General features: G+C 58.2%; 19 protein-coding genes and 1 pseudogene. 3 read left to right on the top strand and 17 right to left on the bottom strand.

Annotation, left to right across the window (positions count from 1 at the left end):
• Positions 1 to 49 precede the first annotated feature (49 nt).
• The 10 genes from M729_RS0114025 to M729_RS0113980 all read right to left on the bottom strand — a co-directional run bounded on the left by M729_RS0114025 (position 50) and on the right by M729_RS0113980 (position 7361).
• Positions 50 to 1789: a VirD2 family relaxase/mobilization nuclease gene (locus M729_RS0114025; protein ID WP_027161909.1), complete on the bottom strand. Its 1740-nt coding sequence runs from the start codon at positions 1787 to 1789 to the stop codon at positions 50 to 52.
• A 247-nt stretch (positions 1790 to 2036) separates the two neighbouring features.
• On the bottom strand, positions 2037 to 3083 hold the full coding sequence (locus M729_RS1000000136485; RefSeq protein ID WP_050596229.1) for a lytic transglycosylase domain-containing protein: 1047 nt from the start codon (positions 3081 to 3083) through the stop codon (positions 2037 to 2039).
• Positions 3084 to 3135: 52 nt separating this feature from the next.
• Positions 3136 to 3456 carry a DUF736 domain-containing protein gene (locus M729_RS0114015; protein ID WP_027161908.1) on the bottom strand — a complete coding sequence of 107 codons (321 nt, stop codon included), beginning with the start codon at positions 3454 to 3456 and terminating at the stop codon, positions 3136 to 3138.
• A gap of 45 nt (positions 3457 to 3501) precedes the next feature.
• Positions 3502 to 4062 carry a S26 family signal peptidase gene (locus tag M729_RS0114010; RefSeq protein ID WP_027161907.1) on the bottom strand — a complete coding sequence of 187 codons (561 nt, stop codon included), beginning with the start codon at positions 4060 to 4062 and terminating at the stop codon, positions 3502 to 3504.
• Positions 4059 to 4523, bottom strand: a complete 465-nt coding sequence (locus M729_RS0114005) for a DUF2840 domain-containing protein (protein ID WP_027161906.1) — start codon at positions 4521 to 4523, stop codon at positions 4059 to 4061. The genes M729_RS0114010 and M729_RS0114005 overlap by 4 nt, the downstream gene beginning before the upstream one ends.
• Positions 4524 to 4841: 318 nt before the next feature.
• Positions 4842 to 5708, bottom strand: a complete 867-nt coding sequence (locus M729_RS01000000135040) for a replication initiator protein A (protein WP_245267569.1) — start codon at positions 5706 to 5708, stop codon at positions 4842 to 4844.
• Positions 5709 to 5723: 15 nt separating this feature from the next.
• Positions 5724 to 6014, bottom strand: coding sequence for a helix-turn-helix domain-containing protein (locus M729_RS0113995; protein ID WP_027161905.1), 291 nt, complete (start codon positions 6012 to 6014; stop codon positions 5724 to 5726).
• A gap of 132 nt (positions 6015 to 6146) precedes the next feature.
• The gene (locus M729_RS01000000135035; RefSeq protein ID WP_050596228.1) at positions 6147 to 6638 is read right to left on the bottom strand and encodes a DUF2285 domain-containing protein; all 492 of its coding nucleotides are present in this window, start codon (positions 6636 to 6638) and stop codon (positions 6147 to 6149) included.
• Positions 6639 to 6735: 97 nt separating this feature from the next.
• Entirely contained in the window at positions 6736 to 6942 is a 207-nt protein-coding gene (locus M729_RS0113985) for a DUF6499 domain-containing protein (RefSeq protein WP_027161904.1), read from the bottom strand.
• 140 nt (positions 6943 to 7082) lie between these two features.
• Positions 7083 to 7361: a DUF2285 domain-containing protein gene (locus M729_RS0113980; protein ID WP_027161903.1), complete on the bottom strand. Its 279-nt coding sequence runs from the start codon at positions 7359 to 7361 to the stop codon at positions 7083 to 7085.
• A 115-nt stretch (positions 7362 to 7476) separates the two neighbouring features.
• Between M729_RS0113980 and M729_RS1000000137200 the strand changes: the two genes are divergently transcribed.
• Positions 7477 to 7737, top strand: coding sequence for a helix-turn-helix transcriptional regulator (locus M729_RS1000000137200; protein WP_084652625.1), 261 nt, complete (start codon positions 7477 to 7479; stop codon positions 7735 to 7737).
• A 242-nt stretch (positions 7738 to 7979) separates the two neighbouring features.
• Here the strand turns inward: M729_RS1000000137200 and M729_RS0113970 are convergent, their stop codons facing one another.
• Positions 7980 to 9191, bottom strand: a complete 1212-nt coding sequence (locus M729_RS0113970; RefSeq protein ID WP_050596227.1) for a hypothetical protein — start codon at positions 9189 to 9191, stop codon at positions 7980 to 7982.
• A gap of 412 nt (positions 9192 to 9603) precedes the next feature.
• Here M729_RS0113970 and M729_RS01000000135030 point away from each other — a divergent pair, with 412 nt between their 5' ends.
• A complete protein-coding gene (locus tag M729_RS01000000135030) occupies positions 9604 to 10137 on the top strand; it encodes a MucR family transcriptional regulator (protein ID WP_084508195.1) in 534 nt (177 codons plus the stop codon).
• A gap of 86 nt (positions 10138 to 10223) precedes the next feature.
• Here M729_RS01000000135030 and M729_RS0113960 read toward each other — a convergent pair whose 3' ends face one another.
• A complete protein-coding gene (locus M729_RS0113960; RefSeq protein WP_027161901.1) occupies positions 10224 to 10535 on the bottom strand; it encodes a DUF736 domain-containing protein in 312 nt (103 codons plus the stop codon).
• Positions 10536 to 11398: 863 nt separating this feature from the next.
• Between M729_RS0113960 and M729_RS1000000137195 the strand changes: the two are divergent.
• Positions 11399 to 11990 (top strand): annotated as a pseudogene (locus M729_RS1000000137195) (SOS response-associated peptidase family protein).
• Between the two features lie 215 nt (positions 11991 to 12205).
• Here the strand turns inward: M729_RS1000000137195 and M729_RS0113940 are convergent.
• From M729_RS0113940 to M729_RS0113920, 5 genes are read right to left on the bottom strand one after another with little or no spacing between them, the layout of a single operon-like run.
• Positions 12206 to 12712, bottom strand: coding sequence for a hypothetical protein (locus M729_RS0113940; RefSeq protein WP_027161898.1), 507 nt, complete (start codon positions 12710 to 12712; stop codon positions 12206 to 12208).
• Between the two features lie 3 nt (positions 12713 to 12715).
• Positions 12716 to 13975, bottom strand: coding sequence for a DNA methyltransferase (locus tag M729_RS0113935; protein WP_027161897.1), 1260 nt, complete (start codon positions 13973 to 13975; stop codon positions 12716 to 12718).
• Positions 13975 to 15222 (bottom strand): HD domain-containing protein, encoded by a 1248-nt coding sequence (locus M729_RS0113930; RefSeq protein WP_027161896.1) that lies wholly within the window; start codon positions 15220 to 15222, stop codon positions 13975 to 13977. The genes M729_RS0113935 and M729_RS0113930 overlap by 1 nt, the downstream gene beginning before the upstream one ends.
• Positions 15223 to 15247: 25 nt before the next feature.
• Positions 15248 to 16444 (bottom strand): FAD-dependent oxidoreductase, encoded by a 1197-nt coding sequence (locus M729_RS0113925; RefSeq protein WP_245267580.1) that lies wholly within the window; start codon positions 16442 to 16444, stop codon positions 15248 to 15250.
• A gap of 5 nt (positions 16445 to 16449) precedes the next feature.
• Positions 16450 to 18270, bottom strand: a complete 1821-nt coding sequence (locus M729_RS0113920; protein WP_027161894.1) for a hypothetical protein — start codon at positions 18268 to 18270, stop codon at positions 16450 to 16452.
• Positions 18271 to 18272: the final 2 nt, after the last annotated feature.

Below are 18272 nucleotides of genomic sequence, written 5' to 3'. Positions count from 1 at the left end.
TTCACGGCCGAAAACCAGCTGGATGAATGCACACGATAGTCGACTGCTTTCACAAACCAAGCGCACGCTTCTTTCCAAAGGTCCAATCGACTCCGCCCCCTGCACCGGTGAGGCCGGAAATATGTTTTCCCAGGTGTCGCTCGACTGACGGCGACCAAGGAACAAGTCTGAAACCGAGCCCGTCATCGATCATCGCGAACCGGCCGGACGCGAGCGAGAATCGTTGCCGGTAAACACCAGCAACATGACTGCCAGCTTTCGCCTTCGTGAAGGCAAGACCGGTCTCGGCGGCGAGTTGCGCGCCGAGTGCCTCGATCTCCTGGCTGCGTAGCGTCTCGACAAGGCGGCGCGCGAAAATGATTTGCTGTCCCTGGCGTCGTGCGAAACCCTGCTCGACAAGTCGATCGGTGCGGTCGCGCAGCGCTTGGTTGACTTCCATCCCGAAACCGCCCTCCCCGAGTTCAACGGGTTCGCGCGCCACAAGCTGACGGTCGAGCCAGGTCGCGCCGGCGGCTCGGACCTGATCCTCGATCGAAAAGTCTGAACGGACGGCGAGTGCGCCGCGGGTACGTCCGTTTGCATCTTCGAAGCGGCGCAGCTCGACGATCGAGCCGGGCGCTGAATCGCCGGTTGCATCGAGATCTTGAAACCGGATGTGATGGACGCGACCGTCTACGCCGTCCAAGATGGCGTATGCCGAGCCCCGCAGCTCGTCGTCGAGCCCCCGCTCCAACAGCCGACCGATGACAGGTTTGGCTGTCTGCTCAGTTGCAAGGACATAATTGGCGGCACCCCTCTCGACGCCATGGCCGGATATGCTGCGATGCATGCGCTTGATGATGTCGCCACGCTCGCCGAGCGCACGCAACGTCGTCTCAGCCTCCTCGGCAATGGTCCACTGGCCAAGACGGATCTCGCTAGCGAGGCCAAGCCGTTCCAGCTTGCGCAACCGCCCGGTCTTGAGCGTGAGGAACTCGTCGGGCTGGTGGCTGCCAGGCGGCGCGAGATCGATGATACCAAGGCGATCGGCATCGCGAACAAGCTGGCGGTCGAGCTGTGTCCAGCGCTCGGTGTCGATCTGTCGTTCGACTGTTCGGCGGATGTCATTGTCGGTCCGAGGACCCAGCGTCTGGGTAAGGATATCGCCCGCTCGATCTCGCATTCCCTGGCGGATGTAGTCGCGCGAAATAACGAGGTTCTCGCCATCATCGGCCACGCCGCGCACAAGAATGTGGACGTGAGGGTGTTCGGTGTTCCAGTGATCGATGCCGATCCAGTCGAGCTTGGTGCCGAGGTCGCGCTCCATATCGACCATGAGGCCGCGAGCAAAACTCTTGAGGCCGCCCAACTCCTGGGCGTCATCGGGTGAGACGATGAAACGGAAATGATGCCGATCATCCTTGCAGCGGTCCGAGAAAGCATCGTGATCAGCCTCGTCCCCGTCCGGCCCGAACATTTTTGCTTTCTCGCCTTCGCGCGCCACACCCTCGCGACCAAGATATTTTAGATGGGCGGCCAGCGGCGTCGATCCCCTGAACTGCCGGACAACGCGTGCCTTTACGACGGCGCCGCGTGAGCGGCCGGTGATGAGGCGGTTGGCGCGGATGCTCGCCGACCTGCCGCGGCCAAACGTCGAGGCTCGTGGTGAAATTATCTTTCCCTTACGAGAGATATGTCCCCCTGCCCGCTGTGCCGCAGCCAGCGCCTGAAAGATAAAGGGGCGCGCACGCTGGCCGGCCCGAGAACGCATGCGGCCAGGACGGGTCCGGAAATCGTCGTCGCTTTTCATGACCGCAGATTCTGCGAGGTGCAGCTTTCCTTGAGAAATTTGACAAATTGCTGATCGCACACATCGCGGATTTGCCATGCACATCGCGGACGTGGTGGGTAAGTCATTGAAATTGAACACACCGACCGAGCCGCACATCGCGGCCCTTTATCCTGCCATCCCTCTCCGTCCTCTCTCACGGCCATTCCTCCCACCGCAATTTCTGCGACGGAACAGGCCGGAATGCGATTGACCAGAAATGCCAACATCACTGTGAAGTCGCGGCGGAGGTCTGGACAAACGGACTACGAGTAGCAGGGTTCGGAACTGATAAGCCTTCACTGCGCGAGCCGTCCGGTTGCGGTACGAGCGCCGTAAGATCGGTGACTGCTTTGCCCACCGGTGATCGCAAACTGGGGGAACGGATCGCAGTGAACACCGTCTCGAGGGGAACATGAGTCTCGCGTTCCGCCCGCGAAGCTGAGCCAGTCGGTGTGTTTACGACGTGCGCGAAAATCGCTGAACCCAGTGCACTCGCTCTGTCCGCTCCTCGTCGCGGGCGCAAAGGAATAGGAACCGCACCATTGATCAGCGGCACGAGTTTCCTGATGTAGTCGACTGTCTCTCGCGGCAGCGGCCGGCCCGTCGCAAGATGTTCCTGGTAGCGCCCGGGACCGGCATTGTAGGCAGCAAGGAAGCCGTTGCGGCCGAAGCGGTCGAGCATCTCGCGGAGGTAAGCGGCGCCGGCAAGAATGTTGTCGTGCGGTTGGTAAGGATCGTAGCCAAGATGATGCTTGATCCGCAGTTCTTCCCACGTCGCCGGCATGATCTGCATCAGGCCCATCGCGCCCTTGCTCGACACAGCATGAACATCGCCAATGCTCTCGACCTGCATGACGGCGCGCAGCAATCGCTCGGAAAGGGCAAACCGCTTTGCAGCCTCCTGGATATGCACAGACCAGGGGTCGGCGGACCAGGTCTTGCTGCTGGGACGCGCCGGCCGCTCATTGCGCGATAATGGTTCCGCGCAAACTGCGGATACTGAGAGGATGAGGATCACGCATGCGGATAGAATGGCCGTGCCTCTGTGGACGGCAGCGCATGCATCGCCGTCCCGACGTGCGAAAACCCTGCCACCGTGCTCGCTTCCGTCAAGGGCAAGGCTTCGCCGGCCGGACTTGCTTGCCGCAAACAGCTGGGCGATGAGCGTCCGCAGCGATTGGCAAGCGTCCGGCCGCCCTTGACCTTCGCTGTGCGCGGCGGCGGCCTGACAGGCGATCGGGTCGAAGGGTTTGACCAGCGCCCGATCGATCAAAGGGTTTGCTGTGAGCGGTTCGCTGTCGCGGGGTCGAGGCATCCGATCAGCCTCACTCGGCACGCTTGGACGGCCGGCCCCAGTGCAAGGCCCAGACATTTTTCTCGGCATCGGACTGGAACAGATTGGCGCGGATCGGTTGTGTGAAGGAGGGATCGTCGATGGCGACGGAGATGTAGGCGCCGGCCTTCTCGCCAGTGCGTTCCCACGCCGCACCAACCTCCATTCCTTCGCAGAAGACGCGGTGGTCCGGCGCGTTCTCGGCATCCGATTTCTCGGCAGGCAGGATGGCGAGCTTCGCGTCGAGCGTCAGCGTCGAGACGTTGCCGAAGAAGCCGTCGTTGTTGCGGGTGAAGGTGCCGATCTGGGCCATTGCAGTGCTCCTTTCATGAGCGTTTGACGATGATTGGCACGAGCCTCACGGCTCGCCGGGAACGGGATCTTTGAGAATATTCGGCGTTGGAGCGGTGCGGCGGGTCACCCAGACAGGAACAGCGCGACCGATGATCGAAGTGAGCGGCAGCGGCCCGAAATACCGACCGTCGAAACTGTCGGCGACATCCCGGTTCATGAGAAAGACTTCGCCGTCGGCGATCACGCGGCAGCCCTGCCAGACGGGCAACGATCTGCCGCGACTATCGCGCTCGCGCGCAAGTCCAACGGTCACGCCATGGGTGATGATAGCGGTGCCCTGGCGGCAGACTGTGGTGCCTTTGAGTGCCAGTACGCGCTTCAGAAGCGGCACGCCGTGCGGTAGATATTGACGCTCAGCCAGGAAGCTCGCGAGGGGTTCAGGCGGCATGACCACGACGATGTCGCCAACGTCGATCCGGCTAACCAGCTCGATACGATACAATCCGACGGGGACACTCGCGGATGCGTTCCAGATGAACCGCGGCCGATGATCGACCCATGCCGGAGCGAAAGCGAGAACCGCGCCGCCAAGCATGCTGCCGATGATCGTTGCGCGCATGCTCATGGCTCAATCCTGCGGCGCAGGAGCCAGGCCTCATGGCGCTGGCGTGTGTAGGGCCTGGGCGTCTCGCGCCCGGCAAACCTGCTGTGGGCATGGCGCCAGTAATCCGGTGACACATCGACAGGCTCGATGCCGATAGCCTCAATGGCGTCGATGGTCTTCAGCACCTTTTCGACATTCGGCCATCCGATCGCCGTGAGCAGGATCTCAGCGCCGGGGCGCACATAGGCGACGGTCGAGCAGCGCTCGCCGGTCGCGACGGCGCGCAGAATGTCGATGCGGGACGCGACCGTGCCGAAGTCATTGGACGCCCACCGGACGAAAGCGAAGATGCTGCCGGGCGCGAAGGTGACGGCACGACGACCGCGATCGATGTTCCTGTTCGAAGCCACCTTACCGAAGCGGATGTAGTTCTCGATCCGCTTCTTCAGCCACACCAGTTCGACGGTGGTGCGATCGCTCATGACGACCTCCACGACAGGAGGCCACCAGCAAGCATGGCGAAGCGAGCGGCGGAAAGAGTGGCCTTGTTCCCGCAGGAGCAGTGGACGTCGATCGCTGCCGGCATGGCCGAAAAATCAGGGCTCGGCTGTCGTCCACAGCCTCGCCGATCGTCGCTTTGCGTTAGAAAGAATCCGAAGGATTCTCGGTTAGAAACGTTAGAGGAGCCGGTTCGGCAATCACCACAATGGCTTAGCATCGAAACCGGTTCCTGATAGCACGGAATCCGGTTCCCGATGGCACGGGAGTTATGGTTCCTGATAGCACGGGCCTGTCCACAGTCATTTCACAGCCCTGGTCGTTCGGGCACGTGGCGTGCGTTGCGCCGCGTACGGTTCCGGCGGGTTGGGTTGAAAGGTCAGGCGCGACCGGCCATCAGGATCGATGGTGAGCGCCAGCCAATAGCCGGGCAGCGGCTGGCGCCGGACGATTTCGCGGAGCTCGAAGGTGAATCGTTTGAAGGGCGACAGGCCGCCCGACTTCAAGTGGAGATGGCGGAGATCAAAGCTCCAGCCATAGGTCTGGCGGCCACCGTGTTTTCGCACCAGGCGGTAGAGCCATCGCTCCAGGCCTCCTGTCAGGCCGAAGTACTCACGATCAATGGTGAGGATCAGGGCATCATCGAGGACGCCGGCATAGAACCAGTCGGGCAGGATCAACTCGATGCCGAGCGGCCGCCCGCTGGCGTCCATTCGCTCCTTCCACTCGTTGATCCAGGAGAAACGATGCCGCCGCCGTTCGGCCGGCTGTCGGATCGACGTGGCAACGGTGGTCGACTGCAGCCGGTCAAGTGCGGCCTTCAGCCTGTGATAGCTATGGGCGGAATCACCTCGGCCGATGAAGGCGAGAATTTCGTAGGGCGTGGCCGCCATGAGACGCGACGTGCGAAGACCGTTGTCTCGTGCGTCCACGATCTGGCTAGCCGCCCAGATCAGAATGTCGGCGTCCCAGATGGTCGCCATGCCATGTTCGACCGTCGCCTCGACGCGGATCGACACCTCGCCCATGCGAAAATCGATCGGCGTGACGCGCCGCGACTTGGCCAGCGAGAAGAACGGCCACGACATGAGATCTTGCGCGTCGCGCGGGGTGACGACGCTGGCGCGCGCGTGAAACAGATCGAGCTGGTCTTCGGAGCGGTACCGCACTGGCGCCACCAGCGGTCAGGAGGCGCGATTGCGCCGGCCGGCATAGGCGGGCGCGCGCGCGGCATGGGGCTTGGCCGGCGGAACAAAGGTCGCGTTCGCATCACTGGTGGAGGTACGCGAGCCGAGTTCGATCCAGGCGTGCAGGTCATCGATGTCGTAAAGCACGCGTCCACCGACTTTCCGATACTTTGGACCGGTGCCATAGGTTCGGTGCTTTTCCAGCGTGCGGACGCAAAGACCGACGATCGGTGCGGCCTCCTTGGTTCGCAGATATTTTTGGGGCGCGTCCGCGGGACCCTTCGACATTGTTCGATCTCCATTCGGTTTTGCTGTCATCCTGGCCTGCCGGGACGCGCGAAACGGACGATGGTCGAAATGAGAAAAAGAGAGGGAGGGCAAAGATCGGAGGGTGCGTTTTTGCTACCCCCGCGAAGGGCATCAGCGCCTGGATTTCTGGCTGCGGCTGTGGGGATAGAAAAGAAGATCGCGATAGGCACCGGCGACGAGGCGATCCGCTCTTCTCAGGATCGCCCGTACCTTGTGCCTGAGGTGATGATCGCGCCAATCCCGTGGCACGATCGGCTCTCGTGACAGCAGCACCTCCGCGATCATGCGGTAGGAGGCCGCTGCGCGGCGGGCGTCGTGAGTGCGCAGATTGAGGATATGCCTGTTCCTGGTCTGCTGCGGCAACGCGCCGTAGAGTGGGCCGGGCGATCGACCGTTCAGCGCGCGCCAGAACTGACGGGCGGCGTCCAGTCTTGTTTCGAAGGCATCGTCAAGCGGGAGAACAATGGCGTCGATGCAAAGTGAATCTTCGCGTCTCTCGGCGATCAGGCGATGGGTTGCGGTCGATGCCGACCAGCGAACCTCAAGGTCTTCGCTCTGCTCCCAAACGCGGGCGTTGCGGAGCTCGCGAGGAAGCACGCTCATATGCAAAGGGTCGGTCGAGGCAGGGATCCGTGTGGCCCGGAGCACGCGCGGCGACGCCTGTTCCGTCCAGACAATGTTCTCGGCAGATGGCGGCCCATCACCGGTGATTGTGAAATCGCGCGCCCCAGCGAGCGGCGAAGTCAGATTGTCCGAGCAGGCCCCCGGTATTTGTGCTCATCAACGCAAGCCGACTGCACTCGACGATGAAGGCGTCGTTCCGGATCAGATATTCGGCAGCGAACTCCTGGGCTTCGTAGTCGCGCATCTGCGCATAGGCCCGTGGATTGGTCCAATCGCCTTGCAATTTGCCAGTTCCTCTCCCGATGCCAGCACCAGGCTGCGAGCTTCGGAATCAGCATCGGGGTCGATGCCCGGGCTGGGTAGTTGGAGAGTCAGCAAACCGCTGTGCTCATTCAGCAAAGCGAGGCGCATGGCAGACTGCACCTAGTGGGGCGCACCGCCCGCCAGAAGATACCGATAACCACTCGTCGTCATCCACCGCGCACGGGCAAGATGCGTCTCCCACGACCGGAACGCACGCTCCGGCTCCTGGTCAGGATCTATGTGGAGGACGATCCTTGCCACCTCGCGCCAGTCCGCGTCTTCGGCCGCCGCATCAAGAAGGCGGATGTAGGTGAGCAGTCGCTCCTCGTCATAGCCGGTCAGGATCGGCGCATCCGGGGCAATGTCGGCGACATCGGGATCGAGGAGTGGTTTAAGCACGGCCCACCAGAAGTCGTGGAAGCACAAGTGGCTGCGTTCACCAGATAACCGGATTTTCTGGTTACCTGGATTTCCATTTAATTGATCTGCCGGTTTCGTCAAGGACCGGCAGCGAATGCAAAAGACACTTCGGTCGCCAAGACATTTGCGACTTATCCAATTGATCGTGGACAAGCGAAAAGCTGCGGGCCTGAGCCAAGCAGACTTGGCTAAGGCAATCGATCGATACCAATCAGTAGTCGCAGCTATCGAGTCGGGCGGACGGCGCTTGGACGTGATCGAATTCCTCGATCTGGCTGAAACGATCGGATTCGATCCCCATGATATTCTGAATGAGGTGGCAACAGTTCCGAGTATGCCTGCCCGAAAACGTTAGCAATCGATCTGCTCAAGGTCGAAATCAGACCTGAAATCCAAACGAATTTCTTGTGGCTGTGCTCAAAATGGCAGCAGTCGCATCGCGAGCCGGGCGGAGCCCGGCGAGCGGCCGCCATGTCTCGGAACGCCGAAAACTTTGATCCTGGCTACCCGTCGGGCGTCATATGATATGACAGTTTCGTTGATGTGGCGGACCTGAGGGCCGCGCGGCGAGACGTTCGCCGCGCGGCCTTTGCTCGTTCATGCCGCCTTTTCCAACAAGGCCCTCGCCCTGCCTTCAAGCTCCAGCCGGCTATCCTGATGTGCCTTGCTGCGGGCATGGGCGGTGATGCCCTGCACGAAATCGAAGATGCTTTCGGGCGGGCTCCCTTCCTCCTGCAACACAGCCTCAATAACTTTGCCCGTTTCGCTCTTGGAGAAGCCGCGTTTGCGCAGGAAGCCTTCACGATCCTCGTCGCTGCGGGCGACGATCTTTTCGCGAGCAGCCTTGATGCCGGCGATGAACGGCGCGGGGCTTGAGTTCGCGAAGCTTGTCAAGGCAGGTGCTGCTTCGTCCGCAAAACGCTGCGCGGCAAACTTCGAATGCCGGATCGTGACTTCCTCGAAACCTTCCACGCCCCAGAGATTGCGGTTCATGCAGACGGCGCGGAGATAGAAACTCGCAATGCCTAGAGTCTTCGAACCGACTTCCGAATTCCAGCAATAGAAGCCTCGGAAATACAAATCCGGCTCACCGTTCGGCAGGCGCCCGGCTTCGATCGGATGAGTGTCATCCACCAGAAACAGGAACACGTCGCGGTCGCTGGCGTAGAGCGTCGTGGTGTCCTTGGTAATATCAACGAGAGGATTGTGGGTCATGGTCGTCCAATCCAGAACGCCGGGCACCTTCCACATGGTGTCACCGGTGCCATTGCCCGCGAAGTTCATCACGGCAGCGACAAGCTCATGGTCCCAGATGCGGCCATAGTCCGGCCCTGTCACGGCGCGAAGCTCAATGCGTCCGTCTTCCGTCTCGAGCGTCTTCATCAATTCCGCCCGATGGTTCAAAAGGCCATGCTGCAAATTGATCCCTGCCAACGGTGCGGGCAGCTGGCGCATGTAGGTGGCCGGCGCGCTGACAAGGCTGCAAAGCTGGCCGAAGCTCCAATGCGTCGGCGCAATAGGCTGCTCCTGTCCGGGGACGATAAGCGAAAGCCGCTCTGCATTGTCGCGGGTAGCTTCGACGCGAACCGCCCGGCTCTCGACGGTGCGACCGGTAGCGCGGTCCGCTCTCTGCTTCACGGCATCAAAAAGTTCGGTGAGGCTCAAATAGCGGTCGTCATCGGGACGCGAAAACCATTCCGAGGAAACCCGGCCGATCCGCTCGCCGCGCGAGATGTCAACTCGAAAGCCACTTGAAGCCGGATGCTGCTGGCGGTTGCTCTCGCCGTCGATGAGGGTGGTCATGTTCATTGTGCTCGCTCCTTTTCCGTCAATGCCGAAGGCATGTCCCCCGGCATGCCTTCCGGGGGCGCGTGAGCGCGCGGGAGTGATGGGGGCCAATGCCGGCGCGCGGAGCCGGGTTGCACGGTCGAGCGGAGCGGATGGAAATTGATGGCCACCGTTGCTGCAGTCGACCGCTTTGCGAGCCTGCGGCCCTGCTCTGCACAGGCGGCATTGGCGGGGAAGCGAGGGGAAGTTCCTCGCTTCCCATCGGGTCGGCAAGGCTATCCGCAGGCGATCAAAACGATGAAAGCGAAGCTTACCTTTACAATATTAGCGAGGAGTGTGGATTGTAGAAAGGAAACGCACTATTTGCCACATTGGCGGGCTCTGGAAAACAAACGACGTCTAATTCGTCCCGACACAATAAGAGGAAGTTCATATGACCACTGCTCTCCAACAAGACGGCCAACTGGATACCGTGTCGATAGCGGCCGACATTGTCGCCGCCTATGTGTCGAACAATCCACTGCCGGTCGGCGAATTGCCGAGACTCATCGGCGATATCCATGCCGCTTTGAAAGGCATCGGCACGCCGGCGGTGGAACCGGTGGTCAAGCAGGAGCCGGCAGTATCGATCAAGAAATCGGTGACGCCGGATTTCATCATCTGTCTGGAAGATGGAAAGAAATTCAAATCACTCAAGCGGCATCTTCAGCACTTTAACCTGACCCCCGACCAATATCGGCAGAAGTGGAACCTGCCGGCCGACTATCCGATGGTGGCGCCGAACTATGCGGCGACCCGGTCGGCCCTGGCGAAATCAATTGGGCTCGGACGCAAGGCGGCGGCGCCCACTCCTGCCGCGGCAGCGGAAAAGCCAAAAACGGCTGCTCGTGCGGCAGCCGCGAAGTCGACTGCGGCAGCCATCAAGTCGCCGCTGAAGAAGACGCGCAAGGCACCAGCCAAAGCCTAGCCCTGCATCTGGCAGACGTGCCAGGCTTTGCAGGACCTGAACATAGCGAATCCCCGCCTTGCGGCGGGGCTTCGTGTCAAGTCGGATCACTCTGCGGTGCGGCGGGACCAGATGAGCGAGAAGTCGCCCTCGGTGTCGGTCTCGACCAAGCTCGCATAGATCGGAGCGGGGAAGCTGGGATCATCGAGCTTGACGGAGTGGTAGTCGCGTCCCTCGCGCGAGGTCTTCTTCCATGCCGCCCCGAACTCGGTGGCGCCGGCGAAGATGCGGAAGTCGGGACCCTTTTCGTTTTCGCCATCCGCCGGAGAGAACGTTACGGTCTTGACGTTGAGGTTGAGGGTCTTGACCGTGCCGGAGAAGCCGTTCGCGGTGCGGGAGAAAGTGCCGATCGTAGCCATTGTGGTGGTTCCTTCTGTTTTCTCGGGCCGCGCCCATCGCGGCCTCGATGGTGGTCGAGAGATCGGAGACGATCGGTCCGCACCCAGAAGGGGCTGAAACGAAGTGGAAGATGGCGACGCGAGGCTTTCTTGAATCGCGAGGAATGGACGCGCAGCGGCCAGGGGAAGAAAACGCAGCGGCGTCGTTGCGAGAAGACGATCGAGACTGAGCGCAGCGAAGGCGGTCTTCGGTCAGACCCAATCCATTCGAGGACGCCGTGGGCGTGGCTTGGAACTAGCGGAAGGAACCGCCACCAGGCTGCGATCTGTCATTGCTGATGTCGTCCGTGCTGTGGCGCCTCTCCGTCCTGTCAAAGAACGGCCCCAAACGCGAGAGTATGCCGCCCGTCCACCAACGGATGAAAAAGGACCGTCCGATTTTCCTGATCTTTGGGCTGAACCGCCATCGCGTTCGGGGCGGCTCCGAAGGCGACCGGTTGATTGCTCAGGGCACCGGGTTCCAAGCCTCCGACGCCGTGACGATTTCCTGTCTCACGTCGATTCGATGCAAGTCTCATTTGAGATCGAGGCGAGGATAGCCGCGTCACGGGGCATTGCTGGGGAAACGAGCGACGCTGGCTGAATGAGAAGCTAATTAAACGATGCGCCGCCGCTGGTGCGGCTTTTCGTAAATGGTCCGATGAGCCGGACCTTGAACGCATCACTTTCAGCCACGGCGATGTCATCACCGACAGACAGCGCAAAGTCCTCGAGCGGGATGCGCAAGATTTCGGGGCATAGCAGTGAATCTCCGGACGGTGGCGTAGCGGTCCGACCACGCTATTTGGCATAACTCTGCAACTGACCGAAAACGTCGGGCAGCTATGTGGAACGACTACGAGCAGCATATCGCCTGGGCAGAATATTGCCGGATGATGCAATCGCTGGCGTTCGACATTCCTAGCGATCAGACCGAACTGGATTTGCCACAGTCGGATGACATTCGCATCAGCGACCCCGCTCCGATCATGCGCGCCGCCGGCGACACGATCGAACTCACGCGTATGACCTTTGCCTTTCCGCCTTCCGGGCCCAAAGGCGGGCCGATCTTCAACTTCCGCTGGGAAGGCCGAAATTTCGCCAGCAGCAAGCGCTGCCTTATTCCGGCATCGGCTTTTTTCGAGTTCACCGGGAAGAAGTCTCCGAAGGCGAAGCATCGTTTCACGCTCAATGACGCCCCGTTCATGGCGATCGCTGGCTTATGGCGGGAGGGCGAAGGCAACAAGCCGCCCACATTCGCTATGCTGACGACAGAACCCGGGCCGGACGTAGCGCCCATTCACAACCGACAGATCGTGGTGTTGCGCCCGGAAGACTTGGCTGCATGGATACACCTTACGAAACCCGAGGGCGAGCTCTTGTCGCCCCCCGGCCGGATCGCTGGCGGTAGAAACGGTACGAGAAGGGAGCGACTGACTCGGGTGTTTTTAACGTCAACAGAGTATTCGTCGACCCAAGGGGGTATATGGGACAAAGCAACCTTTCACCTGTCCGGTTCGGAGCCTCAGCAAACCCTCCGAAGTGAAGCCAGCATGACTGCTTTGCGCCTGATGTCGGACGTTCGCACAGTCGAAACTTCCTGGGGAAAGCGGACATGCTCGCCGACTCCGCATCGACGAGTATGGCTCGAGCTAGCAGCCCCTGACGATCCGAGAGACTGCGTTGAGCACCGCCTGCTGATCACCCGATATGACTACGTCTGCTGCTCGGACCTTAAAGAGTGCTGCGGCAAACTGTTCACCTGTCATCAGGCGTGATGCGTTCGCACCAACTCTCGCATTCTGCTCAACAAGATCTAATACCGTATCCAGACCAATGGTCATTGCGCTAATACCAGAGCGGTCCCGGTAATCATAGAACGTCTGGATAGCAATCGGCTCAAATACGGTGAAGGCTGGAGCCGTTTCTGATTTAGCGATCTCGCTGAGCCGCATGCCGTAGTAGTGCTCACCAACCTTGATCGACCAAGCGTACCGCTCCGGAGACCAGGACTTCACGAATTCGTATTCCACTTCTCCCTCAAAACGCGGCGCTCGAGTTGTTGAAGGCTGCAGTACCAGACCCAGGTCGCTTTGCCGGATCGCATCAATCAGCGTCGTTTTCCCGGCCCCACGGACGCCGGTGACCACGTAGAGCATTGCTCAAATCCCTCGTCTAAAGACCAAGATCGTCTCCTTCTTGATTGATGTCCAAGATTGACGAGTGCGAGACTGACGCACTGATCGATCAGCAGAGAAACACAGTGCCCACCCCAGTTCGCTTAGGGCCTCCTTTAGCATCAGTTCACCCATGTCTCGCCCATGATCTTTGTGCGGCAAAACATATGCAGCGTAGCTGGCAGGTGCCATGCACCCAAGCTGTCGCCCCGCTACCTCCACAAGCTGCTCGGCCCAAAGGTTGATATGGCCTGGCCGAGATCGCTTTCGCCGCGCGCCTATCTCGGCGCTGACCAGCGCGGCGAGCGCATCGTCCGACATCCCCATAAAGTACATAGTAAGGCGCTGAGCTAAGCCGTAGTCGATCGCCCCTCCATATGGCGGCGACGTCAGCAGAAGTTCCGCCTCCTGTTCTAAGGAAATCTGCTTCTTCTGCAATGTCCAGTCGACAACAGAGAACGCGAACCTTGCAACATGTGCGGGTCGGTGTACTGATCCACGGACGGAGGACAATTGCCGTCTGGTCCGCTGAAGCCATGTGGTGGCGGCCCTCATCACGTCTTTGTACACAAACTCACGCGGCCGAACGTTGTCAGCGACGTGCCCCCAGCTGCGCGTTTCTGACGACGTGCTGCGCGCAATAGCCGACAACATTGTGAACCCTACAACTTTCGCGAATCGCGGGATTGTTGATGCCTCAAGGACATCAATTAGCCTCTGCAGCTCCACCAACGTTTTCGGATGGTACCAGATACGAAGGCTCTCAATCGTCGCCTGCCGGAACAGATACGGCATGATGTCATTCAGCGAATTGCCGCCAAGATCTTCGACATAGTCATCAACGTCCGTTCCCGGCCGCTTCGGATTTCTAACAAATCCATTTTTGCCCTGAACTTCCTCGACAACTTCACGGAGGCAGTCGAACACATCTTCGAACAGGTACTGGTTGCGCAGCAACAGCGATAGCAATCCAGCCGTGGCCAAGCCGGACATCACACCTACTGGGTTGATGTCGCAGGAAACTGAATTGCGACCGCGAAGTATGGCAGCCACTGCAGTTGATCCGATACCGCAAAAAGGATCGAACACCGTAGCGTCAGGCTTCGATAAAAGGTCTATCAGTACTCCGGGTAGCCCGGGTGCAAAGCTACCTGGATACCAATGGATCGCGGATATGTCTAAGGGACCGCGTTCGATGAAGTCCCAGTCGACCAACGACAGCTGTCTATGGACATCGGCTTCCATCAAATTAGCTTCAGTTGGCTAGATACGGCCTGAAAAGGATCCTCGAGAGGATCGGACATCAGCTGGGCATCTTCGAGATCGTCGCGAAGTATGTTTCGCAACTCCGCAAGCGCACGCGTTGCCATCCGATCGGAAAGCGCCCGCGACGAGAATAAGCCCACCAGCATTTCGTGTGAATCCTCACCTACGACAACGTGTTCCGCAGTGTCCCTAATATATAGTGCTACCTTTCTATCCGTTTTCGCTCGATCTAAAATGACGTGGAAAATGCAAGGGCATCCAACAATCTTTGAGATCTTGGCTTCAAGAGAGCGCTTAGTACTAGGCTTGGAGAGTTCCGCGTACCCTTTGACGCGATGAGTTTTGAGCAGGGAAATTGGATGATATAGATCGGCAAGCATTACCCTTTTAATTAGCGCTCCGACGTCCTGATTCTCTCCTATAGACATTGAAATCAAACGGCTAATCAAACCATCGTCGGTTAGTATCCAGCTATCTGTTCCAATTATTTCTGCTTCCGTCGCACGTTCTATTGCCTTCGTCAGCATTCCCTTCGCCGAGAATTCGGCCCAGTCGTGCAAGAGATACCGATAAAGCCGATGTCTCAAGAACTGCCATCGCTCGACAAGAGGTACGCTTTCCCGAGATATAGAAAGCCCGTGCTCCTGGACGCGTATGTCTCTCGCGAGTGCGAGGGCTAAGTCAGCATCTCGATGCTCAGCCAAACCAACATGATAGGCCAGTCTCACGACATTATCTATATTGTCGAGATCCATCGTGCCGCTAATCAATGGACCTAGTGGCCCGCTTCCTGCAATCGTCTGTGTAACTTGAGACCAATGCCGACCCATTATCGAATGTGCGGTGAATTGAACGCCCATGTAAGAGACATTGGCCCGCGTTCGCTGAAAGAAAGACTCTTCTGGGTCTTGCCCAACGCGCTGATGATCTAAGTCTGCCAGCTCGGGGGTGTCGTTTAATATGTACTCAAGAGAGTGCCCAAATGGCCCCGTCTTGATGTCATGAAGGATGGCTGCGGCTGATACAATCGCAGACGAATCAACGTCGGCATTGCTGGCCAAGGACCACTCTTTGGCCAGCCTCACAACACCAAGACTATGCTCGAAACGTGATATCTCCGAAGCACCACTCACAAGGAGGGAGTTGATATTGCACATCCTTATGCTTCGCAGCCTCTGCACCTCCGGAGCGCGCATAAGTTCAGCTTCCTGCGCCGTGAGGACCATGCGTCCATAAAGTGGGTCAAAACACCTAAAGGCTTGCATCTGCTAGAGCCTCACGCGCGGCAAGCCATCCGGAAACGCCAGCCTGCAGAAGTCCGCGTGCATGTCCTGCCGCGTCACCCGCAACGAAGAGGTTGGGCTGGCTGGTGCGATGTGAATGTCCAACTGCGAATGTGTCCCAGTGCCAGTCCAGAAGCGGGAAGTGAATTCGATGCTCCGAAGTCCAGTCGACCAGACCCAACTCCCCCAGTGTCTCAGCAAACTTTTTGAGATGGCCAACGACTTCAAACCCGTATGCTGATTCCAGAATAGCAGTCTTATCCTGAAAGGGAGCCCCTTTCACCGTGGGCGCAGCCTCATATTCCGCGGGCGGAACCGTTCTGAGGGCTCGCAGGACCCGACCTAGTCTGTCCTCCTTCCCTTGAACCCTCGTTAGGATGCCGAAGTTGGCGCCTCGCTCAGACGTATCCGCTACGATACCGCCTGGTATCGTAATTTGGCGGAAGCCATACCTGAAGATCGTTCCCGGGGAATTGAGACAGAAGGTTCTAGTGGGGCCGATGAGAATCTTCGCGTCCGGACCTCGGTCACGAAGTGCGCGCAGACTTTCCCGTTCAGCGAACTCTATTCGAACGCCTAGATCGATCCCTTTTCCCTCCTGCGGCATCGCTCCAGCACGGCGCAGAAGCGTCCCACCCATCCTGCCGCCGCAGAAGATGGCGACCCGGCCCTCTACAATTGCTCCGCCGCGACTAAAAGCGAGCCAACCTGACGGACCAGGCCGTAGTTCATCTATCCCTGCATCGATCACACGTATCGAGGCGCCAACTTTGCCTGAGATGCGCTCGACAAGCCGCTCGACCTGCTGTGGTGTGAGAACAATGGATTGATATGCTCGCATACTAGCCTGGGCACCTATCGGCTGGTCGTCTAGGAGATCCAGAGAACCTACGGCTGAGTGGTCAGCCAGATCGCAAAAGGCTAAGACATCTTGTGTTGTGGCACGCAACGCTCCAAGGCCGCCAGCCACGGGCGCGAGCCCCTGCCCAGCTGGCAGAAGAGAGAATTTCGCACCCGAGAACCGCGTAAACCCTCCCAACGCTCCTCGAGCCTCTGGCAGACTTCGGTCCACAAGCACCACGTCGCAGCCTGCCTCGGCAAGAACGTTAGCAGCCGTCAGCCCCCCAAGCCCGCCCCCGATGACAAGGTAGTCGCAGTGCAGCATCGCACTCATCTACCCTCACCATCTGACGCAATTTGCAGCGCTCGGAACACCAGTGACACCGCGTTTTTTGCAGCCAGGGCCTGCCGATCTTTCTTGTTTTCGCCCTTATTGCCGTCCGCCCAATCACATATTGCCTTTACTATCACCCAATGCTTTGGAGTTTCGGCAAGGGCGACTGCCAGCCCGATTCCCTCCATTTCGCCACCGATTGCCTCTCCATTGGAGATCGCTTTCAACTGTTCACGAAAATCGATGTTGTCTACGAGTTTTTCGCCGCTCAACATCAGGCCAATCTCGACTTTGGCCTCGCTCCAGACCTCCGCTGCTCCTTCCAACAGACTGATCAGAACAGGGCTAGTATCAACTTTGGCTCCTCGAGACAGGTTCTCTGTTTTACCAACCCGCTGTTGCTCGTACCCAAGCACTTGGCGACCAACCAAAACTCTCCCGATCTCTTGCTTATTCTCGTCGATCCCAAAAGCAATTCCAACCATTATGACATAATGCGGATCGATGTGCGGGACGACTTTCATCGCCGTTGCAATTGATCCGCCAATAGTTCCAGATCCCATTGATGCTTTTACTAGAACTATGTTATTTCCATTGATATCCCCTAAATCATAATAACTGCGACCTGCACCAAATCTTACCTGGGGGTTACAATCAAGCTCTTTCGCTTTATCTAAAACACTTTCCTTCTCAACATCCGTTGCGACAATAAGAAGATAGTCAATCTTCCTTCTTCCAAGTATGTTTTCACGTTCGATTTTATTTGCCTCATCGAATTCTCGGTTGTTTGACATCTGTTTCATTACACTCTCGATTCGGGAGGCGAATACTGCAATCGCGTCAGGCTCCACATCAAGCTCGCGATATGAGAACTGTCCGTGAATTCGCTCAAGAATTTGGATAATACTAATGCGGAAGAACGCGTTATTAATCGTCTTATCTGATAAAATCATTCGCCGCAAAGTTCTCCCAAAAATCTCAAATTTCTCCTGAAGCAAAATCAATCCACCGTCGGGACCATCGCGATAGAAAATAGAATTCCAATACTTTTTATGATTTTGCCAATCCTCGCGAATAAATCTGCCCATTCCGAGGCATTGTGCCAAAGCCAGTGATATTCTGTAGTCATATAGCGGGAAATTCCTTGAGCAAGAATCGAAGAATTCGATCCTTGGAATTCCCGTATAAATATCCGAGTTGAGCGCACCCATAAAATGCGTAGTGTATTCAACCGATATTTGCCTTCGGATTATGCCTATCGCCATGTCGGGATGACCTGACGCGGCCGTTGCGGCAGCAAAAAGCGATGCGGTAACCGCGCGCCCTTCGCGACGAAGCAAACTTTCCATTACAACTTTCTTCGCGTCCTCGACTTGATCAGAAGAACGATTTCCATCTCCTCCCCATGCGCTAAGCTGTTGAGCAAGAGAATTTGTCGCGCTCGAAGCCTTTGGCATTATGGATATTGAACCGGGCAGTAATAGTTTCTTACCAAAATACATCGGGTATCGCCCGCGGTCATGCGAATAAAGCTGAGATCGCGATTCGATGAACTCCGATAAAGTTGGGTGATTGCTCAATACAATAAGCTTCCCGGTCTCGACCAGAGTATTGGTAAGAATGCGGAGAGACGAAGATCGATTTAATGCGGGACTTTCGAATAGGATGGAGGCACTGCAATTCAGGGTCGCGCCTGATAAAAGCGTGAGCAATTTCAAGGCCACGTCCACCTCGTGCTCTGACACCTCTTGACGAACGGCCTCGCCCAATTCCCGATCGAGAAAGTGCAAATAGATCGATTTACCATGTGTAAGCATAG

It is taken from the genome of Mesorhizobium sp. WSM1293 (genome assembly GCF_000513875.1).
Taxonomy (GTDB): domain Bacteria; phylum Pseudomonadota; class Alphaproteobacteria; order Rhizobiales; family Rhizobiaceae; genus Mesorhizobium; species Mesorhizobium ciceri.
This window is presented reverse-complemented; position numbering and strand designations above follow the sequence as displayed.

Excerpts from the sequence above, each read along its gene's own strand:
- M729_RS0114025 (WP_027161909.1), bottom strand. The coding sequence starts at position 1,789 with ATGAAAAGCGACGACGATTTCCGGACCCGTCCTGGCCGCATGCGTTCT.
- M729_RS0114015 (WP_027161908.1), bottom strand. The coding sequence starts at position 3,456 with ATGGCCCAGATCGGCACCTTCACCCGCAACAACGACGGCTTCTTCGGC.
- M729_RS0114010 (WP_027161907.1), bottom strand. The coding sequence starts at position 4,062 with ATGAGCATGCGCGCAACGATCATCGGCAGCATGCTTGGCGGCGCGGTT.
- M729_RS0114005 (WP_027161906.1), bottom strand. The coding sequence starts at position 4,523 with ATGAGCGATCGCACCACCGTCGAACTGGTGTGGCTGAAGAAGCGGATC.
- M729_RS0113995 (WP_027161905.1), bottom strand. The coding sequence starts at position 6,014 with ATGTCGAAGGGTCCCGCGGACGCGCCCCAAAAATATCTGCGAACCAAG.
- M729_RS01000000135035 (WP_050596228.1), bottom strand. The coding sequence starts at position 6,638 with ATGAGCGTGCTTCCTCGCGAGCTCCGCAACGCCCGCGTTTGGGAGCAG.
- M729_RS1000000137200 (WP_084652625.1), top strand. The coding sequence starts at position 7,477 with ATGCAAAAGACACTTCGGTCGCCAAGACATTTGCGACTTATCCAATTG.
- M729_RS0113970 (WP_050596227.1), bottom strand. The coding sequence starts at position 9,191 with ATGAACATGACCACCCTCATCGACGGCGAGAGCAACCGCCAGCAGCAT.
- M729_RS01000000135030 (WP_084508195.1), top strand. The coding sequence starts at position 9,604 with ATGACCACTGCTCTCCAACAAGACGGCCAACTGGATACCGTGTCGATA.
- M729_RS0113960 (WP_027161901.1), bottom strand. The coding sequence starts at position 10,535 with ATGGCTACGATCGGCACTTTCTCCCGCACCGCGAACGGCTTCTCCGGC.
- M729_RS0113940 (WP_027161898.1), bottom strand. The coding sequence starts at position 12,712 with ATGCTCTACGTGGTCACCGGCGTCCGTGGGGCCGGGAAAACGACGCTG.
- M729_RS0113935 (WP_027161897.1), bottom strand. The coding sequence starts at position 13,975 with ATGGAAGCCGATGTCCATAGACAGCTGTCGTTGGTCGACTGGGACTTC.
- M729_RS0113930 (WP_027161896.1), bottom strand. The coding sequence starts at position 15,222 with ATGGTCCTCACGGCGCAGGAAGCTGAACTTATGCGCGCTCCGGAGGTG.
- M729_RS0113925 (WP_245267580.1), bottom strand. The coding sequence starts at position 16,444 with ATGCTGCACTGCGACTACCTTGTCATCGGGGGCGGGCTTGGGGGGCTG.
- M729_RS0113920 (WP_027161894.1), bottom strand. The coding sequence starts at position 18,270 with ATGCTTACACATGGTAAATCGATCTATTTGCACTTTCTCGATCGGGAA.